General features: G+C 71.0%; 15 protein-coding genes. 10 read left to right on the top strand and 5 right to left on the bottom strand.

Annotated features, from left to right (window positions below; genetic code table 11):
- Positions 1–500 precede the first annotated feature (500 nt).
- Entirely contained in the window at positions 501–704 is a 204-nt protein-coding gene (locus LXM50_RS07940) for a cold-shock protein (RefSeq protein WP_045250254.1), read from the top strand.
- A gap of 207 nt (positions 705–911) precedes the next feature.
- Here the strand turns inward: LXM50_RS07940 and LXM50_RS07935 are convergent, their stop codons facing one another.
- The 3 genes from LXM50_RS07935 to LXM50_RS07925 form a co-directional block, all read right to left on the bottom strand.
- Positions 912–1586 (bottom strand): HAD hydrolase-like protein, encoded by a 675-nt coding sequence (locus tag LXM50_RS07935; RefSeq protein WP_233310780.1) that lies wholly within the window; start codon positions 1584–1586, stop codon positions 912–914.
- Between the two features lie 26 nt (positions 1587–1612).
- The gene (nucS, locus tag LXM50_RS07930; protein WP_233310779.1) at positions 1613–2308 is read right to left on the bottom strand and encodes an endonuclease NucS; all 696 of its coding nucleotides are present in this window, start codon (positions 2306–2308) and stop codon (positions 1613–1615) included.
- A 248-nt stretch (positions 2309–2556) separates the two neighbouring features.
- Positions 2557–3780 (bottom strand): MFS transporter, encoded by a 1224-nt coding sequence (locus LXM50_RS07925; protein ID WP_233310778.1) that lies wholly within the window; start codon positions 3778–3780, stop codon positions 2557–2559.
- 59 nt (positions 3781–3839) lie between these two features.
- Here LXM50_RS07925 and LXM50_RS07920 point away from each other — a divergent pair, with 59 nt between their 5' ends.
- The 9 genes from LXM50_RS07920 (at position 3840) to LXM50_RS07880 (ending at position 17220) form a co-directional block, all read left to right on the top strand.
- On the top strand, positions 3840–4934 hold the full coding sequence (locus LXM50_RS07920; protein ID WP_233310777.1) for a LacI family DNA-binding transcriptional regulator: 1095 nt from the start codon (positions 3840–3842) through the stop codon (positions 4932–4934).
- Between the two features lie 119 nt (positions 4935–5053).
- Positions 5054–7999, top strand: a complete 2946-nt coding sequence (locus LXM50_RS07915; protein ID WP_233310776.1) for a Na+/H+ antiporter subunit A — start codon at positions 5054–5056, stop codon at positions 7997–7999.
- A complete protein-coding gene (locus tag LXM50_RS07910; protein WP_233310775.1) occupies positions 7999–8652 on the top strand; it encodes a Na(+)/H(+) antiporter subunit C in 654 nt (217 codons plus the stop codon). The genes LXM50_RS07915 and LXM50_RS07910 overlap by 1 nt, the downstream gene beginning before the upstream one ends.
- Positions 8649–10211: a Na+/H+ antiporter subunit D gene (locus tag LXM50_RS07905; RefSeq protein ID WP_233310774.1), complete on the top strand. Its 1563-nt coding sequence runs from the start codon at positions 8649–8651 to the stop codon at positions 10209–10211. Before LXM50_RS07910 ends, LXM50_RS07905 begins: the two co-directional genes overlap by 4 nt.
- The gene (locus tag LXM50_RS07900; protein ID WP_233310773.1) at positions 10208–10867 is read left to right on the top strand and encodes a Na+/H+ antiporter subunit E; all 660 of its coding nucleotides are present in this window, start codon (positions 10208–10210) and stop codon (positions 10865–10867) included. The genes LXM50_RS07905 and LXM50_RS07900 overlap by 4 nt, the downstream gene beginning before the upstream one ends.
- Positions 10864–11133 (top strand): monovalent cation/H+ antiporter complex subunit F, encoded by a 270-nt coding sequence (locus tag LXM50_RS07895; protein ID WP_045271280.1) that lies wholly within the window; start codon positions 10864–10866, stop codon positions 11131–11133. The genes LXM50_RS07900 and LXM50_RS07895 overlap by 4 nt, the downstream gene beginning before the upstream one ends.
- Before the next feature lie 58 nt (positions 11134–11191).
- Positions 11192–11581, top strand: a complete 390-nt coding sequence (gene mnhG, locus LXM50_RS07890; protein WP_233310772.1) for a monovalent cation/H(+) antiporter subunit G — start codon at positions 11192–11194, stop codon at positions 11579–11581.
- Positions 11582–11696: 115 nt separating this feature from the next.
- Complete coding sequence (locus LXM50_RS07885) at positions 11697–15782, top strand: Pls/PosA family non-ribosomal peptide synthetase (protein WP_233310771.1); 4086 nt, start codon at positions 11697–11699, stop codon at positions 15780–15782.
- Positions 15783–15846: 64 nt separating this feature from the next.
- Positions 15847–17220, top strand: coding sequence for a M1 family metallopeptidase (locus LXM50_RS07880; RefSeq protein WP_233310770.1), 1374 nt, complete (start codon positions 15847–15849; stop codon positions 17218–17220).
- Between the two features lie 22 nt (positions 17221–17242).
- On the opposite strand, the gene LXM50_RS07875 is transcribed toward LXM50_RS07880, so the two are convergent.
- Both LXM50_RS07875 and LXM50_RS07870 read right to left on the bottom strand, forming a co-directional pair.
- Positions 17243–18664 (bottom strand): MFS transporter, encoded by a 1422-nt coding sequence (locus tag LXM50_RS07875; protein ID WP_233310769.1) that lies wholly within the window; start codon positions 18662–18664, stop codon positions 17243–17245.
- Positions 18664–19116, bottom strand: coding sequence for a MarR family winged helix-turn-helix transcriptional regulator (locus tag LXM50_RS07870; RefSeq protein WP_233310768.1), 453 nt, complete (start codon positions 19114–19116; stop codon positions 18664–18666). Before LXM50_RS07870 ends, LXM50_RS07875 begins: the two co-directional genes overlap by 1 nt.
- Positions 19117–19122: the final 6 nt, after the last annotated feature.

Genomic DNA, 19122 nt, shown 5'->3' with positions numbered 1-19122 from the left:
TCGCCTAGTGTGGACCGCGCGCACGTGAAGACGGCCGCTCCCGCCTGACGTCCCCAGCGAAGGCGGAAGGTCTTCCCCAGAGACCGGCGGTCAGTGCGTGCAATGGCCCCCTCGGCGCATCCAGTCCCCAATGGATCCCCCGAGGGGGCCGCTTCGTCCCCAGTATTCCGATGTATTGCGATGATATCCCCGCGAAGAGATTTTGTCCCCCTTTTGGGGGACAAAATCTACGAACATGGGTTATGCTGGTCTCAGACGCACCCTCCGGTCGTCCTGGGTCCCCATCGCTCCCCCCGCGGTGGGGACCCGCTCCATTTCGTCGGCATGCGCGCCGCTCCGCGTGATGGGTGCGACCGGCGTCGATCGGATCCGGCGCTCACGCGGCCTTGCAACATTTTCGTCACCTTGTCATCCGGGGTGTTGCGATGCGGGTCGACTCGGATAGCGTTAGCATCGTCGACGCGTCTGCGCCGGCGTAAGCCCAAGCAAGAAGGCAGTACATGACTCAGGGCACGGTTAAGTGGTTCAACTCGGAGAAGGGCTTCGGCTTCATCTCCCCCGACGACGGTGGAGCTGACGTGTTCGCGCACTACTCCGCCATTGCATCCTCCGGCTACCGCTCGCTCGACGAGAACCAGCGCGTCGAGTTCGATGTGGCGCAGGGCCCCAAGGGCCTGCAGGCCGAGAACATCCGTCCGCTCTGAGCGACACGGACTTCTGACTCCCCCGGTGCCTCGGCACCGGGGGAGTTCTCTTTGTGCGCTCCCTGACCCACCCGCGGTGACCGTGAGAACCGCACCCCTGACCGCGAGACCGAACCTGCGTCTCGAGACCGACGATCGTTTCGTAGGTCTCGAGATGGAAGTCGGGTCTCGCGGAAAGCCGGGGCGATCGGGCTCGGCCGGATCCGGTCAGGCCGCGGGCAGCAGGAACCGCAGCAGCTCGTCGGGGGTCGCGACCTCGGCGACGGCGCCGGCCGACTCCCCCGGCTCGCCGAAGCCCCAGGTGACGAAGATCACGGGAACGCCGAGCGGCGCTGCGCCCTCGATGTCGTGCAGGCGGTCGCCGATCAGGACGGGGCGGTTGACGTCGACACCCGCGTCGGCCAGGCGGCTCAGTGCGCGGCGGAGGACCGCCTCCTTCCCGTCGTGCAGGCCCGCGGCATCGGGGAGGGCGCCGGCGACGACGACGAAGTCGTCGATGAGGCCATAGTGCTCCAGGATCGCCAGCACCTGGTTCTCCGGCTTCGAGCTCGCCGTGGCCTGCGGGATCCCCGCGGCCTTGACGGTCTGCAGTGCTTCGGCCACCCCCGGGTAGATCCGCACGCTCGCGGCGTAGCCGTCGCGCATGGCCAGCTCGCGATACTTCCGCACCGCCAGATGCGCGTCCGCCTCGGACAGACCGGCCAGGTCGCGGAACGACTCGAACATCGGCGGACCGATCCAGCGGGACAGCTCGCTCTGCGCGGGCTCCGGGAGGCCGAACGCGGCGTACACCTCGACGAGACGAGGCAGGATCCCGGCGGAGGCGTCGGCGATCGTGCCGTCGACGTCCCAGAGGATGCAGGTGTAGGGGGATGCAGCCATGTTCATGCCTCTCGGGGAATACGGCCTCAGAACAGCCGCGGGATGCCGGATTCGATGCCCTTCATGTCCTCGTAGTCGAGCACGAGGCACCGGATACCCCGGTCCTCGGCCAGCACTCGGGCCTGGGGCTTGATCTCCTGCGCGGCGAACACGCCCTGCACGGGAGCGAGGTGCGGATCCCGGCCGAGCAGTTCGAGGTAGCGGGTGAGCTGCTCCACGCCGTCGATGTCGCCGCGGCGCTTGATCTCGACGGCGATCGCGGCGCCGTCGGCGTCCCGCACCATGAGATCGACCGGGCCGATGGCGGTCGGGTACTCGCGGCGCACGAGAGTGGCGCCCTCGGAGATCCGGTCGACCTGCTCGGCCAGCAGGCGCTGCAGATCAGCCTCGACGCCGTCCTTCTGCAGGCCGGGGTCGATGCCCAGTTCGTGCGCCGAGTCATGCAGGATCTCGTAGATCTGCACGCGCAGCGCGTCGCCGGTCTTCTGGTGCGTGACCCGCCACACCTCGGTGACGCCGGCCGACGCCTCCTCCTCCCCCGGCTGCTCCGACTCGAGGCGGCACGGCGGGCTCATCCAGTTCAGCGGCTTGTAGCTGCCGCCGTCGGAGTGCACGAGCAGACTGCCGTCGCCCTTGTGCACGAGCAGACGCGTGGCGAGGGGCAGGTGGGCGTTGAGCCGGCCGGAGTAGTCCACGGCGCAGCGGGCGATGACGAGACGCACCCGAAGAGCCTAGCCCGCTGGGCAGCCGCGCCGGCGCGGTCGTCGGGCGGACACCCGATGGATCCGCGGATCCGTAGATCCGACATGCGGGCGTCACAGCATGACGTCGGATCCGGGCGGGGCGGCGTCCCGTTCGGCGGACACGGTCACGAACGGCTGAGGAATCCGGCGGATCCGTCAGCCATCCGTGACAACGCCGGCCATATGAACCATGCCGCATGGCCCGGGTGAACAGTGGGCGATGACGCTCAGCCGGCGCTGAACTTCTCGTCGTCCCGCAGCGGGCGGGCCGCCCCGGAGAACAGGCCCGAGAGCGCGGCCAGCACGACCAGGATGTAGAGCGTGTTGAGCAGGCCGATGTGGTTGCTGATGAAGCCGAGCACGGGCGGCCCGCCGAGGAAGGCGATGTAGCCGATCGTCGCGGCTGCGCTCACCCGCGCGGCGGCCTTGACCGGGTCATCGGCGGCGGCCGACATGCCCAGCGGGAAGCCGAGCGAGGCCCCGATCCCCCAGAGCGCCGCACCCACGAACACGAGCGGGGTGCTCGGCGCCAGGATGAACAGCAGGATGCCGGCGGCCGCGGTGATCGCGAGAACCCGCAGCACCACGACGCGCCCGAAGCGGTCGACGAGCGGGCCGCCGAACAGGCGCACCACGGTCATCGCGACGGAGAACGTGGCCAGGGCCGCCGCGCCGAGTGCGGGGCCGGCGCCGTGGTCCTCGGACACCCCGAGCGCCAGCCAGTCGTTGGCGCCGCCCTCGGCGAACGACATGCCCAGCATCACGATGCCGAGGAAGTAGGTGCGGGGCTCGCGCCAGGCCTCGAGTGCGGTGTGCATCCGCTCGCGCCAATGCGGCTTCTCCTCGGGCTGCGGGTCGAGCGTCGCTTCGCGGTCGGGCACGTTCATCCAGCAGGCGACGGCGAGCACGGCGATGACCACGGCGATGAGCAGCGTGTGCGCCGCGACGTTCAGGCCGAGGTGTACCACGAGGGCGCCCACGCCCGCGCCGATCACCGTGCCGAAGCTGAAGAAGGCGTGGAACACCGGCAGGATCGTCCTGCCCATCTGCTGCTCGATCGCCGTCGCCTCGACGTTCATCATCACGTCCAGCGATCCGTTGCCGAGGCCGAACAGCACGAGCCCCGTCACCACGACCGGTACGGACCCGAGCACGTTGGTGCCCAGGCCGACGAGGCCGACGCCGACCGCGAAGCTCAGCATCGTGAGGAGCATGCCGAGGCGCGCCCCCGTGCGCGCCATGACCGCCGGACTCGTCGAGATGCCGATGATCGACGAGACGCCCATGCCCAGCAGCAGCAGGCCCATCTGGCCGTTGTCGATGTGCAGCGCCGCCTTGATGTCGGGCACGCGCGAGGCCCAGGTGGCGATGGACAGACCGCTGGCGAGGAAGATCGCGAAGATCGCGGTGCGCCAGCGCACGAACTGGGAGCGGGTGAGAGCGGTGTCCATGCGGTCAGTGTATCGAATCGATTCGATCTCTGTGTTCCCAACGATGTTATTGTCGAGGCATGAGCTCGGATCCGGATGCTGCGGCGGTGCGCCGCCGCGCCACGATCGCGGATGTGGCGCGTGCCGCGGGGGTGAGCCCATCCACCGCGTCGGTCGTGTTCAGCGGGAAGGCGCCCGTCGCCGATGCCACACGGCAGCGGGTGCTCGCGGTCGCGGCGGAGCTCGGCTACACGGGCCCGGACCCCCGCGCCGCCTCGCTGCGGCGGGGGCGCAGCGGCATCGTCGCGGTGGCGCTCGAGGAGCATCTGCGCACCGCGTTCCTGGATCCGATCAAGACCGCGACGATGGACGGGCTCACCGACGGCCTCGCCGAGCTCGGTGCCGGGGTGCTGCTGCTGCGGGACGACCCCGAGGCCGGGGCCGATGCGCCGACACTCGCCACGGCGCCCATCGACGCCGCCGTGCTGATCGGCTGCAGCCCGCGCATGCGCGAGACCCTGCAGGCGGTGCGCAACCGCGGCCTGCCCGTGGTGGTGATCGAGGGCGATGCCGGCGACGACGTCCCTCGCATGGAGCTGGACAACGGCGAGGCGGCCGCGCAGATCGCGCACCACCTGCGTGCGCTCGGGCACCGGCGCATCGCCGTGGTGACGCTGCCGTTCGACGGGGGCAAGGTGCGCGGCGACGCGACGCCCGAGCGCATCGAGACGATCACGACGCCCGTGACGAAGGCGCGCCTGGACGCGACGCTCGAGGTGTTCCCGGCGGCCCGCGTGGTGTCCGCCGGAGGCAGCCTCATCGACGAGGGCCTCATCGCCGGGCGCACCCTGTTCGCGGATCCGCCGACCCGTCCGACAGCCGTCATCGCGCAGAGCGACCTCCTCGCCGCGGGCGTGATCCGCGCGGCGGAGGAGGCGGGCCTGCGCGTTCCCGAGGACGTCAGCGTGGCCGGGTTCGACGGCATCGCGGTGGACGGCCTCGGCGAGCACGTGCTCACCACCGCCGTGCAGCCCGCGGTGGAGAAGGGACGTGCCGCCGGAGACGCCGTCGCGCGGCTGCTGGCGGGGGAGCAGGCCGCGTCGATCCGCTTCACGTGCACGTTCCGCGAGGGCACCACGACCGGGCCTGTGCCCTCGCCGGAGCCGGCTTCGTGACGACGGCGGCGGTCGATTCCGGATCCGGCACGTAAACTGGACCCGAACCCGCCCGCCTGTGTCGACCTGCACGCTCACCCGCTGAGCCTGCAGAGACCGACGAGCCAGAGGAGACTGCCATGCTGACGCTCCTCGCCGTGTTCGCCGTCGCGTCCCTGCTGCTGCCGCTGCTGGTCTCCTGGATCGGCGCGCGCGCCTTCGCGGTCGCGGCGCTCGTGCCGGCCGCGGCGTTCGTGCATCTGATCGTGCTCACACCTCAGGTGCTCGCCGGATCCGATGACCCCGCGCTGGTGCCGCGGGAATCGATCGACTGGATCCCTCAGCTCGGGCTCTCGCTCTCGTTCCGGCTCGACGAACTGAGCTGGCTGCTGGCCCTGATCGTCACCGGTGTGGGCGCGCTCGTGCTCCTGTACTGCCGCTGGTACTTCCGCGGTTCGAAGGAGGGCATCGGCCAGTTCGCGGCGGTGCTGCTGGCGTTCGCCGGCGCGATGTACGGGCTGGTGACGACCGACGACCTGGTGCTGCTGGTCATGTTCTGGGAGCTGACCAGCATCCTCTCCTACCTGCTGATCGGGCACTACCACCGCCGCGGTGCGAGCCGCCGTGCTGCGCTGCAGGCCCTGCTGGTGACTACGCTCGGCGGGCTCGCGATGTTCATCGGGGTGGTGTTCCTGGCCGTCGAGGCCGGCACGTCGAGCATGTCGCGGATCCTCGAGATCGCGCCCACCGGGCCTGTCGTCGACGCCGCGATCGTGCTGCTGCTGGTCGGCGCCCTCAGCAAGTCCGCGATCTTCCCGTTCCACTTCTGGCTGCCGGGCGCCATGGCCGCCCCCACTCCGGTGAGCGCCTACCTGCACGCCGCGGCCATGGTGAAGGCCGGCATCTACCTCATCGCGCGGTTCGCGCCGGTGTTCGCCCTGTCCGGTCCGTGGCGGCCGATCACGATCACGCTGGGTGTGTTCACGATGCTGCTCGGCGGCGTGCAGGCACTGCGCGAGACCGACCTCAAGCGCATCCTCGCGTTCGGCACCGTGAGCCAGCTCGGCTTCTTCACGGTCGTGCTCGGCTACGGAACGCCCGACGCGATGCTCGCGGGACTCGCGCTCGTGATCAGCCACGCCCTGTTCAAGTCGTCGCTCTTCCTGATCGTCGGCGTCATCGACCGCCAGCTCTCCACCCGTGACGTCACCGAGATCAGCGGCGTCGGGCGCCAGGCCCCGCTGCTCGCGATCTCGGGCTTCCTCGCGGTCGGATCCATGATGGGGATCCCCCCGACGATCGGGTTCGCGGCGAAGGAGTCCACGCTCGCGGCCCTCTTCGACGAATCGCTGCGCGGGTCCCCCTGGGGGATCGTCGCGCTCATCGGCGTGATCCTGGGATCCATACTCACTGCGGCATACGGTGCGAGGTTCCTCTGGGGCGCGTTCTGGCGGAAGAAGGATGCGGCGGGCACCTACATGCCGGACACGGAATGGCCCTCGCCTCCGTTCGGGTTCCTGGTGTCGCCGGTGCTGCTCGCCCTCGGCACGCTCGTGCTGGGGCCGCTCGCTTCCGCGGTCACCGTGGTGCTGTACGGCTACGCGGACGACGCGAAGGCGCCCGGCTACGACGGCGTGGACCTGGATCCCGGGTACCTCGCCCTCTGGCACGGTCTGGCACCCGCCCTGTTCCTGTCGCTCGGGGCCGTGCTGCTCGGTCTCGCGCTGTTCCCGCTCACGCGTCGCCTGGGTTGGGACCGCCGCCCGCGCCTGCTGCGGTTCACCGCTCAGGACGCGTACTACCTCGTGATGCGCAGCGTCGATCGACTCTCCGTGGTCACCACCTCGCTCACGCAGCGCGGTTCGCTGCCGGTCTACGTCGGCACGATCTTCGTCGTCGTGATCGCGGGCGAGACGACGGCCCTCATCGCCGGCGGCCCGGCGAACGCGCAGCTGAGCGCCTGGCACACCCCGGTGCAATTGGTGGTCGCGCCGATCATGATCTTCGCGGGCCTGCTCGCGATCCGGGCGCAGAAGCGCTACACCGGCGTCGTCCTGGTCTCCGTCACGGGCCTCGGCATGGTCGTGCTGTTCGGCACGAGCGGCGCCCCCGACCTCGCTCTCACGCAGATCCTCGTCGAGACCGTGACGCTGGTCACGTTCGCGCTCGTGCTGCGCCGGCTGCCTGCGCGGATGGGTGAGCACAATGCGTCGGTCGGAAGGGTGCCGCGCGCGATCCTCGGCATCGCGGCCGGCGTGATGATGGCGCTCGTGGCGATCGTCGCCACCGGATCCCGGGTCGCCGAACCCATCTCCGAGGCTTTCCCGAAGCTCGCGTACGACCTCGGGCACGGCAAGAACGTGGTGAACGTGGCCCTGGTCGACCTGCGCGGCTGGGACACGATGGGGGAGCTGTCGGTGCTCGTACTCGCGGCGACCGGCGTGGCCTCGCTCGTCTTCGTCACGCACCGCGCCGACCGGCTCTCGGCCACGAAAGCGCTCCCCGAGGGCCCGCGGCAGGCTCGCCGCCGGCCACTCGTCGAGACGACCGAAGGCGTGCGCGTGCAGACCGCGGGCGACACCGCCCCGCGCGCGTGGCTCGTCGGCGGCGGCAATGTGAAGCCGGAGAACCGCTCGATCCTGCTCGAGGTGATCGTGCGGATCCTGTTCCACACGATCATCGTGGTGTCGATCTACCTGCTCTTCGCGGGGCACAACGCCCCGGGCGGCGGTTTCGCCGGCGGCCTCGTCGCGGGCATGGCCCTGGTCATGCGCTACATCGCGGGCGGCCGCTGGGAGCTGGGCGCAGCGGCGCCCACCGACGCCGGTCGCCTGCTCGGTGCCGGGCTCATTCTCGCCGTGGGCGCGGCCGTGGTACCCCTGTTCTTCGGGATGGCTCCGCTGACCAGCACCGTGTGGGAGGCGGAGATCCCCGTCATCGGGCACATCGAGTTCGTCAGTTCCACGTTCTTCGACATCGGCGTCTACCTCGTCGTGATCGGGCTGGTGCTCGACGTGCTGCGCAGCCTCGGCGCCGAGGTCGACCGGCAGACCCTCGAGATGCGTGCGCGGGGGGTGGACATCTGATGGACGTCTCCTTGGTGCTCATCATCGTGATGGCGGTGCTGTTCGGCTGCGGCGTGTACGCGATGCTTGAGCGCAGCCTGACCCGCGTGCTGATCGGGTTCCTGCTGCTCGGGAACGCCGTGAACCTGCTGCTGCTGATCGTGATGGGGCGCCCGGGGCGTGCGCCGTTCTACGGCATCGACGGCGACATGAGCGATCCGCTGCCGCAGGCGCTCACGCTCACGGCGATCGTGATCACCTTCGCCGTCTCCGCCTTCCTGCTCGCGCTCATCTACCGCTCCTGGCAGCTGGGCAAGGCCGACACGGTCGAGGACGACGAGGCCGACATCGCACTGCGCGAGCGCACGGAGATCGAGGAAGACCTCATGGACGACGAGGTCGACCTCGAGGACGAGGACGCCACGACCGACTTCGTGGGCGTCGCGACCTCTCCGATCCGCGTGCTGCATGCCAAGGATCTGGACGGTCTCATCGATGACGCCCCGGTGGACCGGCCGGATCCGATAGACGACGTTTCGTCTCGCTCCGCCTCGGGCGGTGCTCGCTCAACGACCACAGCCGGACCGGGGTCGTTGAGCGAGGACGGCGAAGCCGACCGAGATGAAACGCGGCGCCCTGACGAACGACCCGAGCCGGGGGAGGAGCCGCGATGAACGCCCTCGTCCCGCTGCTCGTCGCCCTCCCGCTGCTGGGCGCCGCGATCACGCTCGTGTTCGGCCGCAACACGCGCGTGCAGGTCATCGTCACGGTCGCCACGCTCGCGGCGGTCTCGGTGATCGCCGCGACCCTGCTCGTCATCGTGGATCAGACCAAGCCGATCGCGGTGATGGTCGGAGGCTGGCCCGCCCCGTTCGGCATCGTGCTGTACGTCGACCGGCTCGCCGCCCTGCTCGTGCTCGTGTCGAGCATCGTGCTGGTCGCCGTGCTGCTCTTCTCGGTGGGCCAGGGGGCCGCGGACGGGGCCGAGGAGACCCCGATCTCGATCTTCAATCCGTCGTATCTGATCCTCGCCGCGGGCATCTTCAACGCCTTCATCGCGGGCGACCTGTTCAACCTCTACGTCGGCTTCGAGATCCTCCTGGTCGCCTCCTACGTGCTGATCACGCTGGGCAGCACCGAGTCCCGGATCCGCACCGGCGCGGTCTACATCGTGGTGTCGCTGGTCTCGTCGGTGCTGTTCCTCGTGGCGATCGCGCTCATCTACGCCGCGCTCGGCACCGTGAACATGGCGCAGATCGCCGAGCGGATCGGGGAGATCCCGCCCAGCACGCAGCTCGTGCTGCACCTCATGCTCGTGGTCGCCTTCGGCATCAAGGCGGCCGTGTTCCCGATGTCGTTCTGGCTGCCCGACTCGTACCCGACCGCCCCGGCCCCGGTCACGGCGGTGTTCGCAGGACTGCTCACGAAGGTCGGCGTGTACGCCCTGATCCGCACCGAGACGCAGCTGTTCAACGTGTCGAGCATCAACACGCTGCTCATGATCGTGGCGCTCGCGACGATGGTGATCGGAATACTCGGCGCCGTCGCGCAGGCGGAGCTGAAGAGGATCCTGTCGTTCACGCTGGTGAGCCACGTCGGCTACATGGTGTTCGGTCTGGCGATCGCGACCCCTGCCGCGATCGGCGCGACGGTGTACTACATCGTGCACCACATCATCGTGCAGACCACCCTGTTCCTGGCGGTGGGGCTGGTCGAGCGCCGCGCGGGCAGCACCTCGATCCTCAAGGTGCGCGGCCTCATGAAGGCGGCGCCGCTCATCGCCGTGCTGTACTTCGTGCCGGCGATCAACCTCGGCGGCTTGCCGCCGTTCTCGGGATTCATCGGCAAGTTCGCGCTGTTCCAGGCGGCCGCGCAGGTCGCGACCCCGCTGATCTGGGTGCTCGTCGTCGGCGGCGTGCTCACCTCTCTGCTCACGCTGTACGCGCTCATGCGCGCGTGGAACCTCGCCTTCTGGCGGAGCAAGGACGAGACGCCGGAGGAGATGGAGAACGAGCGCATCGCCCATCTCGGCAGCGCACCGGCCGCCGACGAGCAGCAGGAGCGGCGCCGGATCCCGACGATCATGACCCTTGCCACGGGAGGCATGGTCGCCGTCACCCTCGCACTGACGGTCTTCGCGGGCCCGATCTACGGGCTCTGCGAGCGGATCGGCGCCAACCTGCTGCAGCCCGTGCACCTCGACATGCTCGACGGGGACGAGGCCTCCTCATGAGCACCGGGACGAAGCGCGGACTCTGGCGCGAGATCGGCCTGCAGCTGCCGTTCCTGCTCTGGCTGGTCGTGCTGTGGATGCTGCTCTGGGGCCAGTTCACCGTGCTGTCGGCCGTGACGGGCATCGCCGTGGCGCTGTTCGTGACGCGCGTGTTCCGGCTGCCCACGATCGAGCTCTCCGGGCGGATCAACCTGTGGTGGGCGGCGCTGCTGGTGGTGCAGTTCCTGGCGGCCGTCGTGCACGGCTCGCTCACCGTCGCGGTGCAGGTGCTGAACCCGCGGCGCGCGCCGGGGGCCGCGATCATCGCGGTGCCGCTGCGCTACGCCGATGACCTCGTCATGACCCACGTCGCGGTGACGTCGTCGCTCATCCCCGGATCCCTCGTGGTCGAGGCCGAGCGCGACACCCGCACCCTGTATCTGCACGTGATCGGCGTGCGCTCGCTCGAGGACGTGGAGCGACAGCGCGCGGGCGTGCTGCGCTGGGAGCGGCGCATCGTGCGGGCGCTGGGATCGCCGGCGCAGGCGGCCCGGCTGCGTGCGGACGAGCGCGCCGAGGCGGACCGTCTCGGGGGTATGGTGGCCGGGACCTCGCCGAAGCCGCACCGACCGCAGGGATCCGGCACGTCGCACGGATCCGAGGAGGGTCGCCGATGAATCCGCTGCTGCTCGTCATCATGATCGTGTTCGCGGTCGCCGCCGTGCTCGCGGTGATCCGCATCGTGATCGGACCGTCGATCCTCGACCGCGCGGTCGCCGCCGACGTGCTGCTCACGGAGGTGATGTGCGTGCTCGGCGCCGATATGGCGATCAACCACCACACGCGCACGCTGCCCGTGCTGATCGTCGTCGCCGCGGTGGGCGTGTTCGGGTCCATCTCAGTCGCGCGTTACGTCGCGCGGAGGGACAACACGCCGTCATGAACGGGGTCATCATGAACCAGACCTTCGCCCACCGCACCCGCCGGGACGGGGGAGAGCGATGAACGTCTTCGAGCTGCGGATCCCCGACGTCGTGGTGGACACCGCAGTCTGGGTGCTCGTGCTGATCGGCGCGCTGCTGTGCCTGATCGCCGGCATCGGCCTGCTCCGCCTGCGCGACGTACCGAACCGGCTGCATGCCGCCACGAAGCCGCAGGTGCTCGGTCTGCTCCTGATCTGCCTGGCGATCGCGCTCTCGCAGCGCTCCGTGATCGGAGTCGCGCTGGGGCTGCTGCTCGTGGCGCCCGTCGTGCTCATGCAGTTCGCGACCGCCCCGCTGTCGGCGCACATGGTCGGTCGCCAGGCCTACCGCAACGGCACGATCGACGAGCGCTCCCTCGTGGTCGACGAACTCGCCGACTCGAAGCGCACCCCACCCGGCGCCGGCTGACGCGGGGGCCGACGGCCGGATCGCGGGGCGGCGGGGGCGCTTCACCTGCTGTTTCCCCGCCCGCGGTACCCTGAGCGCGCACGCGCCCTGTGTGCAGCCGCTCGAACGGAACCCGATGCAAGACATCCTCGACCGCGCCGCGCTCGCGGCGCCGCCGCGCACGCTGATCGACATCCTGGTCGACACCGCGCGCCGATACCCGGACGCCTCTGCGATCGAGGACGCGGACGGTGCGCTCAGCTATGCCGAGCTGCTCGCCCAGGTCTGGCGGACGGCAGCCCGGTTGCGCGAGCACGGCGTCATGCGCGGCGACAGGGTCGGCATCAGGATGCCCTCCGGCGGGCGGGAGCTGTACCTCGCGATCCTCGGAACGCTCGCCGCGGGCGCGGCGTACGTGCCGGTCGACGCGGACGATCCGCAGGAGCGGGCCGACCTCGTGTTCGGCGAGGCCAAGGTGCGCGGCGTCATCGGCGCCGGCGGAGTGTTCCGGGGCGCAGATTCCCCGTTCGGGGCGCACCACGCCGCCGAACCCGGGCAAGGCGCGCCCCGAGACGAGCCGGCGCGCCCCGAAGCGGATCGGGGGGATGGCCCCACGGCCGAAACGGACGGAACAAGCCCCGTAACGGCCGAGCCAGCACGACCCGCCAACGCGGAGCGACCCGGATCCGGCCTGTTCGCCGGGGAGGATCCGCACCCGAACTCGGTCTCGATCACGACGGTGCCGCACCCGCTGCCCTTGGACGACGCCTGGATCATCTTCACCTCCGGCTCGACCGGCGTGCCCAAGGGCGTGGCCGTGACCCACCGCTCCGCCGCCGCGTTCGTCGACGCCGAGGCGAACCTGTTCCTGCAGGACGCGCCGCTCGGCCCCGGTGACCGCGTGCTCGCGGGCCTCTCCGTCGCGTTCGACGCCTCGTGCGAGGAGATGTGGCTGGCCTGGCGGTACGGCGCCTGCCTCGTGCCGGCGCCGCGCGCGCTGGTGCGCTCCGGCGAGGACCTCGGACCCTGGCTGCTCGGCCACGGCATCACCGCGGTGTCGACCGTGCCGACGCTCGCGGCGCTCTGGCCGCAGGACGCGATCGAGAACCTGCGCCTGCTGATCTTCGGTGGCGAGGCGCTGCCGCCCGAACTCGCCGCGCGGCTCGTGGGCGAGGACCGCGAGGTCTGGAACACCTACGGACCTACCGAGGCCACGGTCGTCGCGTGCGCGGCCGAGATGGACGGCGAGGCGCTGCGCGCGGGGGAGCCGGTGCGGATCGGCCTGCCACTGGACGGCTGGGAACTCGCCGTCGTCGACGCCCAGGGCAACCGCGTCGCCGAGGGCGAGGTCGGCGAGCTCGTGATCGGCGGTGTCGGGCTCGCACGGTACCTGGATCCGGCCAAGGACGCGGAGAAGTACGCGCCGATGCCGTCCCTGGGCTGGGATCGCGCCTACCGCTCCGGGGATCTCGTGCGGTACGAGGAGGCGGGCCTGGTGTTCCAGGGTCGCGCCGACGACCAGGTGAAGATCGGCGGCCGGCGCATCGAGCTCGGCGAGGTCGAAGCCGCGCTGCAGAACCTCACCGCGGTCACGGCGGCGACCGTCGTCGTGCAGCGCAGCGAGGGCGGGATCCCCCTGCTCGTCGGGTACGTGGTGCCGACCGAGGGCTTCGACCGGCAGACCGCGCGCGCCGAGCTCGCCGAGACGCTCCCGGCGCCGCTCATCCCGCTGCTCGCGGTCATGGACGACCTGCCCGTGCGCACCTCGGGCAAGGTCGACAAGGCCGCCCTGCCGTGGCCGCTCACGGATCCGGACGCGGACGACTCCACGCTCACCGGCACCGCGGCCTGGCTGGCGGAGCAGTGGTTCGCCGTGCTCGGCACGCGGCCGCTCGACGAGGACGCCGACTTCTTCCAGCTCGGCGGCGGATCCCTCGCGGCCGCGCAGCTGGTGAGCCGGATCCGATCCCGCGCCCCCGAGTTCACGATGGCCGACGTCTACGACCTGCCGCGGCTGCGGCGCATGGCCGACGCCGTCGAGGCCGAGGCCGGCGATGAGGACGACGAGCCGGGCGAGTTCCACGAGTCCCGGCCCACACCGCGGCGCATGCAGTGGATCCAGTCGCTCCTGGGAGTGCCGCTGTTCGTCCTCGGCGGCATCAGGTGGGTGCTCTGGCTGCTCACCGGCAGCGCGATCCTGCACCTCGTGCCAGGGTTCGACTGGCTGCCGACGGCGCCGCTGTGGCTGCTGATCATCGGCCTCGTGGTGTTCGCGACCCCGTTCGGACGCATGGCGATCGCCGCGATCGCCGCGAGGATCCTGCTCACCGGTGTGCGGGCCGGGGACTACCCGCGCGGCGGCGGGGTGCACCTGCGGCTCTGGCTCGCGGAGCAGGTCAGCCACCAGATCGATCCCGTCGGCTTCGCGGGCGCTCCGTGGGTGAGCTACTACGCCCGGGCGCTCGGGGCGAAGATCGGCCCCGACGTCGACCTGCACACGCTGCCGCCCGTGACCGGCATGCTCGACATCGGTCGGGGTGCGGCGATCGAGCCCGAGGTCGACCTCTCCGGCTACTGGATCGACGGCGACACGGTGCGCATCGGCGGGATTCGCATCGGTGCGGGCGCGGTGGTGGGCGCTCGCAGCACCCTCGCCCCCGGCACCCGCATCGGTCGCGCGGCCGAGGTCGCCCCCGGATCCGCCGTCTTCGGCCGAGTGCGCGCCGGGCAGCGCTGGGCCGGCTCCCCCGCGGTGCGCGTCGGCGGGAAGTCCGCCCCGCTCGCGCCCGAGCGCCCGCCCGCGCCGAGGCGCTGGCTGTGGGCATATGCCGCATCGAGCATGGGACTCGGGCTCCTGCCCGTGCTCGCCTTCGCCCTCGGCGCGCTCGTGCTCGTGCAGGGCGCGCGTGGTGCCGCCTCGCTCGGCGATGCGCTTCCGGGGCTGGCGATCTGGCTCGTCCCGTCGGTGCTCGTGACCGGACTCGTGTTCGCCGTGCTCGTCGTGGCGGCGACCCGGCTGCTCTCGATCGGGCTGCGCGAGGGGATCCACCCGGTCCGCGGCCGGATCGCGTGGCAGGCGTGGACCACCGAGCGACTGCTCGACTCCGCCCGCACGCTGCTCTTCCCGCTGTACGCGAGCCTGTTCACCCCTGCCTGGCTGCGCCTGCTCGGGGCGAAGGTCGGCAAGGAGGTGGAGATCTCCACGGTGCTGCTGATCCCGTCGATGACCACGATCGACGACGGTGCGTTCCTCGCCGATGACACGATGGTCGCTTCCTACGAGCTCGGCGGCGGATGGATGCGCCTGGCCGCGGCGCGGATCGGCAAGCGTGCGTTCCTCGGCAACTCCGGCATGGCGGGCGCCGGGCACAAGGTGCCCAAGGACGGCCTCGTCGCGGTGCTCTCGGTGGCGCCGGACAAGGCGAAGGCGGGATCGTCGTGGCTCGGCTCCCCGCCGGTGCGCCTGCGCCGAGTGGTGAACGAGTCGGATCTGGAGCGCACCTACCGCCCTCGCACGGGACTGCGGGTCGCGCGTGGTCTGTGGGAGCTGTGCCGCATCGTGCCGGTCATCCTCACCTGCGCGCTCGGGCTGGCGGTGCTGCTCACGCTCGCCGCGCTGGCCGAGAGCGTCGGTCCGGTCTGGACCGTGGTGCTCTCCGGCCTCGTCCTGCTGGTCGCGGGCGCCGTCGCCGCGGGGTTCGCGACCGCAGCGAAGTGGGCGTTCGTGGGGCCGATCCGCCCGGGGGAGCACCCGCTGTGGTCGAGCTTCGTCTGGCGCACCGAGGTCGCCGACACGTTCACCGAGATGATGGCCGCCCCGTGGTTCGCCAACGCCGCGGCGGGCACGCCCGCGCTCGCCGTGTGGCTGCGCTCGCTCGGCGCCACGATCGGGAAGGGCGTCTGGACGGACAGCTACTGGCTGCCGGAGCCGGATCTCGTGACGCTCGGCGACGGCGCCACGGTCAACCGCGGCTGCGTGGTGCAGACGCACCTCTTCCACGACCGCGTGATGAGCATCGACACGGTCACACTCGAGGCCGGTGCGACCCTCGGCCCGCACAGCGTGATCCTGCCGGCCGCGACCATCGGATCCGATGCCACGGTGGGACCGGCGTCCCTCGTGATGCGCGGGGAGAGCGTGCCAGTCGGGAGCCGATGGAGCGGCAACCCGATCGGCCCGTGGCGTGCGGTCAAGGTGCGAAGCTACCAGGCGGCCGAATGAGGGCGATCCGGCGGCGGCGCCGAACGGGCGCGCACCGGGCCGCGCGATCTGTGAGCATGGAACCGTGAGCCCCGACGACTACACCCCGCACTCCGGCGATCGCCGGTACCGCGTCGAGCACTACGACCTGAGCATCGACTACCGCCTCGGCACGAACCGGCTGGACGGCGTCGCGATCGTGCGCGGGCGCGCCGTCGAGGCGACCAAGGCGGTCTCCCTGGATCTTGCCGGGCTGCGCGCGACCAAGGTGCGCGGAGACGTCGGCGGGCGCATCGGCTTCACCCAGACCGACCGCAAGCTCAAGGTCGCCTTCGGCCGTGAGCTCGCGGCGGGGGATCCGTTCGAGCTCACGATCTCCTACGGGGGAGCCCCGCGCCCGCGGCGCACCCGCTGGGGCACGCTCGGATGGGAGGAGCTGGAGGACGGCGCCATCGTCGCCTCGCAGCCGATCGGCGCGCCGTCGTGGTTCCCCTGCAACGACCACCCCTCCGACAAGGCGACGTACCGGCTCTCGATCACGACCGACCCCGGGTACGCGGTCGCCGCGGCCGAGCCCGTCTCCTCGGCGACCAAGGGCGGGCGCACGACCTGGGTCTTCGAGCGCAGCACGCCGACTCCGAGCTATCTCGCGACGGTGCAGATCGGAAAATATGTCTCGCGCGGCATGGATCTGGCGGGCGTCGTGGGGCAGGTGCTGCACCCGGCCCCGCTGGCTGCTCGGGTGCAGGCCGACCTCGCGCCCCTGCCGCGCATGATGGCGGTGTTCACCGAGTCGTTCGGGCCGTACCCGCTGCCGTCCTATCGACTCGTGGTGACGGCTGATGACCTGGAGATCCCGCTCGAGGCGCAGGGCATGGGCGTGTTCGGCGCCAACCACATCGACGGGAAGGGCAGCCTCGAGCGTCTCATCGCGCACGAGCTCGCCCACCAGTGGTTCGGCAACAGCGTCGGGGTCGCCCGGTGGCGCGACATCTGGCTCAACGAGGGCTTTGCCTGCTACGCCGAGTGGATCTGGTCGGAGCGCAGCGGCGGGCACAGCGCTCACGCGAAGGCGCTCGGGCACTGGGCCGCGCTCGCCACCGAGCCGCAGGATCTCGTGCTCTCGGATCCTGGTCCGGAGCTCATGTTCGACGACCGCGTGTACAAGCGCGGCGCTCTCGCCCTGCACGCGCTGCGGCTGACGGTGGGCGACGACGCGTTCTTCCGGATCCTGCGCACCTGGACCGAGCGCTTCGCGGGCGCGACCGCCACGACGGAGGACTTCCGCACGCTCGCCGCGTCGATCGCGGGCCGTAGGCTCGAGGCGTTCTTCGACGCCTGGCTCGACCAGACCGCGCTTCCGGCATTGCCCGAGGCGGCCGGGGCTCTCGCGGCGGTCGAGCCGGCGCCGGTGACCGAGGCGCTGAGCGTGAATCCGCGCGCGGTGAGCGAGGCCTGATCGCTCCGCTCGGACGGCAAGATCAGGCCGCGTCGCCGCGATCGGAGCGCCCGATCCGGGCGAGCGATCGGTCGAACACCGTGATGAGCAGGAACACCGCCGCGATCCCGACCACGACCCAGCCCAGGACGTGCAGGCCGGGTGTCGTCGCCCGTGCGCCGTAGACGTTGCCGTAGATCACGGCCGAGACGATCGCGCCGAGGTAGAAGAACGTGCGCAGCAGTCCCGCGGACGACGCGATCCGCTCGGGCTCGGCCTGGAAGTACAGCGCGTTCTGGATCGCGAGGTTGTTCAGCCCCTGCGGGATGCCGAGGATCAGCATCGCGAGCACGAGGAACCAGATGGGGGAGGTCCCGGTCATGAACAGCACCAGCACGCCGGCGACGAGCTGCGCGACGGATCCCACCAGCAGCTTCCAGACGACCTCGGGGCGCCGCCCGAACGCGAGAGCCACGGCGATCCCGGTCGCGAACACGGGCAGCAGGATCAGCCCCGCTACGGTCGGCGTGAGACCGCGCCCATCTTCGAGCCACTGGGTGAAGCCGTACACGAACGTGTAGGAGATGGTCGCGGTGAGCAGCGACCGGACATAGCTGAGCAGCAGGGGACCGTTGCCGGAGAGCACCCGCACGTCGATGAACGGATCCGAGATCCTGCGCTCCCACCAGACGAAGCCCCCGCCAGCGACGAGGGCGACGGCGAGCAGCCAGATCAACGCGGGCGCGATGTTCTGCAGGAAGACCAGCAGCGCCAGCATGGCCACGGCGAAGAGGATGATCCCGATCCCGTCGATCCGCGGGCGATCCTCGGGGGCGGGCTCCAGACCGGTCCGGCGTGGCAGGAACAGGGCGCCGAGGAGCAGCGTGGCGAGTCCCAGCGGCACGTTCACCGCGAACGTGGCTCGCCAGCCCCAGGCGCCGATCAGCACGCCGCCGAGCGCAGGGGCGACGACGGCGATCGTCTGCGTCGTCACCGAAAGCAGGGTGAGGATCCCCGCGGGGGAGGCGACGCCGGTGCGCTCGCCCTCCGCGCGGATCATGTGCATCGCGGCGGGGTAGCCGGCGCACGTGCCGAGGCCGAGGATGACGCGCGCCGCGACGAGCCACCAGATGCTGTCGCGGCTCTCCGGGGCGAGCAGTCCGATCGCGCCGGCGGCCGTCACCAGCACCGCGCCGAGCAGGAACAGGGAGCGAACCCCGAAGATGTCGACGAGCCGGCCGACCAGGGGCTGACCGATCGCGGTGGCGAGGTAGAGGCTCGACACGAGCCACACCGTCTCGCGGGCGGGAGCGCCCAGGGCGAGGCCGATCGGGGTGAGCGCCACGGCGATGATGGCCGTGTTGATCGGGTTGAGGATCGCCCCCACCATCATCGGGGCGAGCAATCGCCGATCGAAGCGGCCTTCGGGCGCCGGCCCTCCCTGCAGGCCCCGGCGGGACGGCATCAGGGCAGCATCCGCTCGAGCACCGACATCGCGACCGAGACCGCGCGCAGATCCTCCGCGTCGAGCTCGGTGAGTGCGTGCTCGAGCCAGGCCGCCGCGGCGTCCCGTTGGCCCGCGATACGGGCCCAGCCGGCGTCCGTGAGGTCGATGATCTGGCGGCGTCCGTCGTTCGGATCCTGGCTGCGGGTGACGAAGCCGGCGCTCTCGAGGGCCTCGACCGTCGCCGCCATCGACTGCGGCCGCACGCGCTCAGCGGACGCGAGGGCGCTCACCGTCGAGACACCGCCCTTGCCCAGTCGGGCGAGGGCCGACGCCTGCGACGGCGTGAGCGCGTCGTCGGCTCCTGCCTCACGGAACCGACGGAGGAGGCGCGCGACGACGGTGCGCAGATCGAGCGCCGTCTGCGTGGGGGTCGGCGTGACCGTGGAGGTCTCGGACGGAGTCTCGGGCATATCGAC

The sequence above is a fragment of the Microbacterium sp. Au-Mic1 genome, from assembly GCF_021341785.1.
In the GTDB taxonomy this organism is placed as follows: domain Bacteria; phylum Actinomycetota; class Actinomycetes; order Actinomycetales; family Microbacteriaceae; genus Microbacterium.
This window is presented reverse-complemented; position numbering and strand designations above follow the sequence as displayed.

Excerpts from the sequence above, each read along its gene's own strand:
- LXM50_RS07940 (WP_045250254.1), top strand. The coding sequence starts at position 501 with ATGACTCAGGGCACGGTTAAGTGGTTCAACTCGGAGAAGGGCTTCGGC.
- LXM50_RS07935 (WP_233310780.1), bottom strand. The coding sequence starts at position 1,586 with ATGGCTGCATCCCCCTACACCTGCATCCTCTGGGACGTCGACGGCACG.
- LXM50_RS07925 (WP_233310778.1), bottom strand. The coding sequence starts at position 3,780 with ATGGACACCGCTCTCACCCGCTCCCAGTTCGTGCGCTGGCGCACCGCG.
- LXM50_RS07920 (WP_233310777.1), top strand. The coding sequence starts at position 3,840 with ATGAGCTCGGATCCGGATGCTGCGGCGGTGCGCCGCCGCGCCACGATC.
- LXM50_RS07915 (WP_233310776.1), top strand. The coding sequence starts at position 5,054 with ATGCTGACGCTCCTCGCCGTGTTCGCCGTCGCGTCCCTGCTGCTGCCG.
- LXM50_RS07910 (WP_233310775.1), top strand. The coding sequence starts at position 7,999 with ATGGACGTCTCCTTGGTGCTCATCATCGTGATGGCGGTGCTGTTCGGC.
- LXM50_RS07905 (WP_233310774.1), top strand. The coding sequence starts at position 8,649 with ATGAACGCCCTCGTCCCGCTGCTCGTCGCCCTCCCGCTGCTGGGCGCC.
- LXM50_RS07900 (WP_233310773.1), top strand. The coding sequence starts at position 10,208 with ATGAGCACCGGGACGAAGCGCGGACTCTGGCGCGAGATCGGCCTGCAG.
- LXM50_RS07895 (WP_045271280.1), top strand. The coding sequence starts at position 10,864 with ATGAATCCGCTGCTGCTCGTCATCATGATCGTGTTCGCGGTCGCCGCC.
- mnhG (WP_233310772.1), top strand. The coding sequence starts at position 11,192 with ATGAACGTCTTCGAGCTGCGGATCCCCGACGTCGTGGTGGACACCGCA.
- LXM50_RS07885 (WP_233310771.1), top strand. The coding sequence starts at position 11,697 with ATGCAAGACATCCTCGACCGCGCCGCGCTCGCGGCGCCGCCGCGCACG.
- LXM50_RS07875 (WP_233310769.1), bottom strand. The coding sequence starts at position 18,664 with ATGCCGTCCCGCCGGGGCCTGCAGGGAGGGCCGGCGCCCGAAGGCCGC.
- LXM50_RS07870 (WP_233310768.1), bottom strand. The coding sequence starts at position 19,116 with ATGCCCGAGACTCCGTCCGAGACCTCCACGGTCACGCCGACCCCCACG.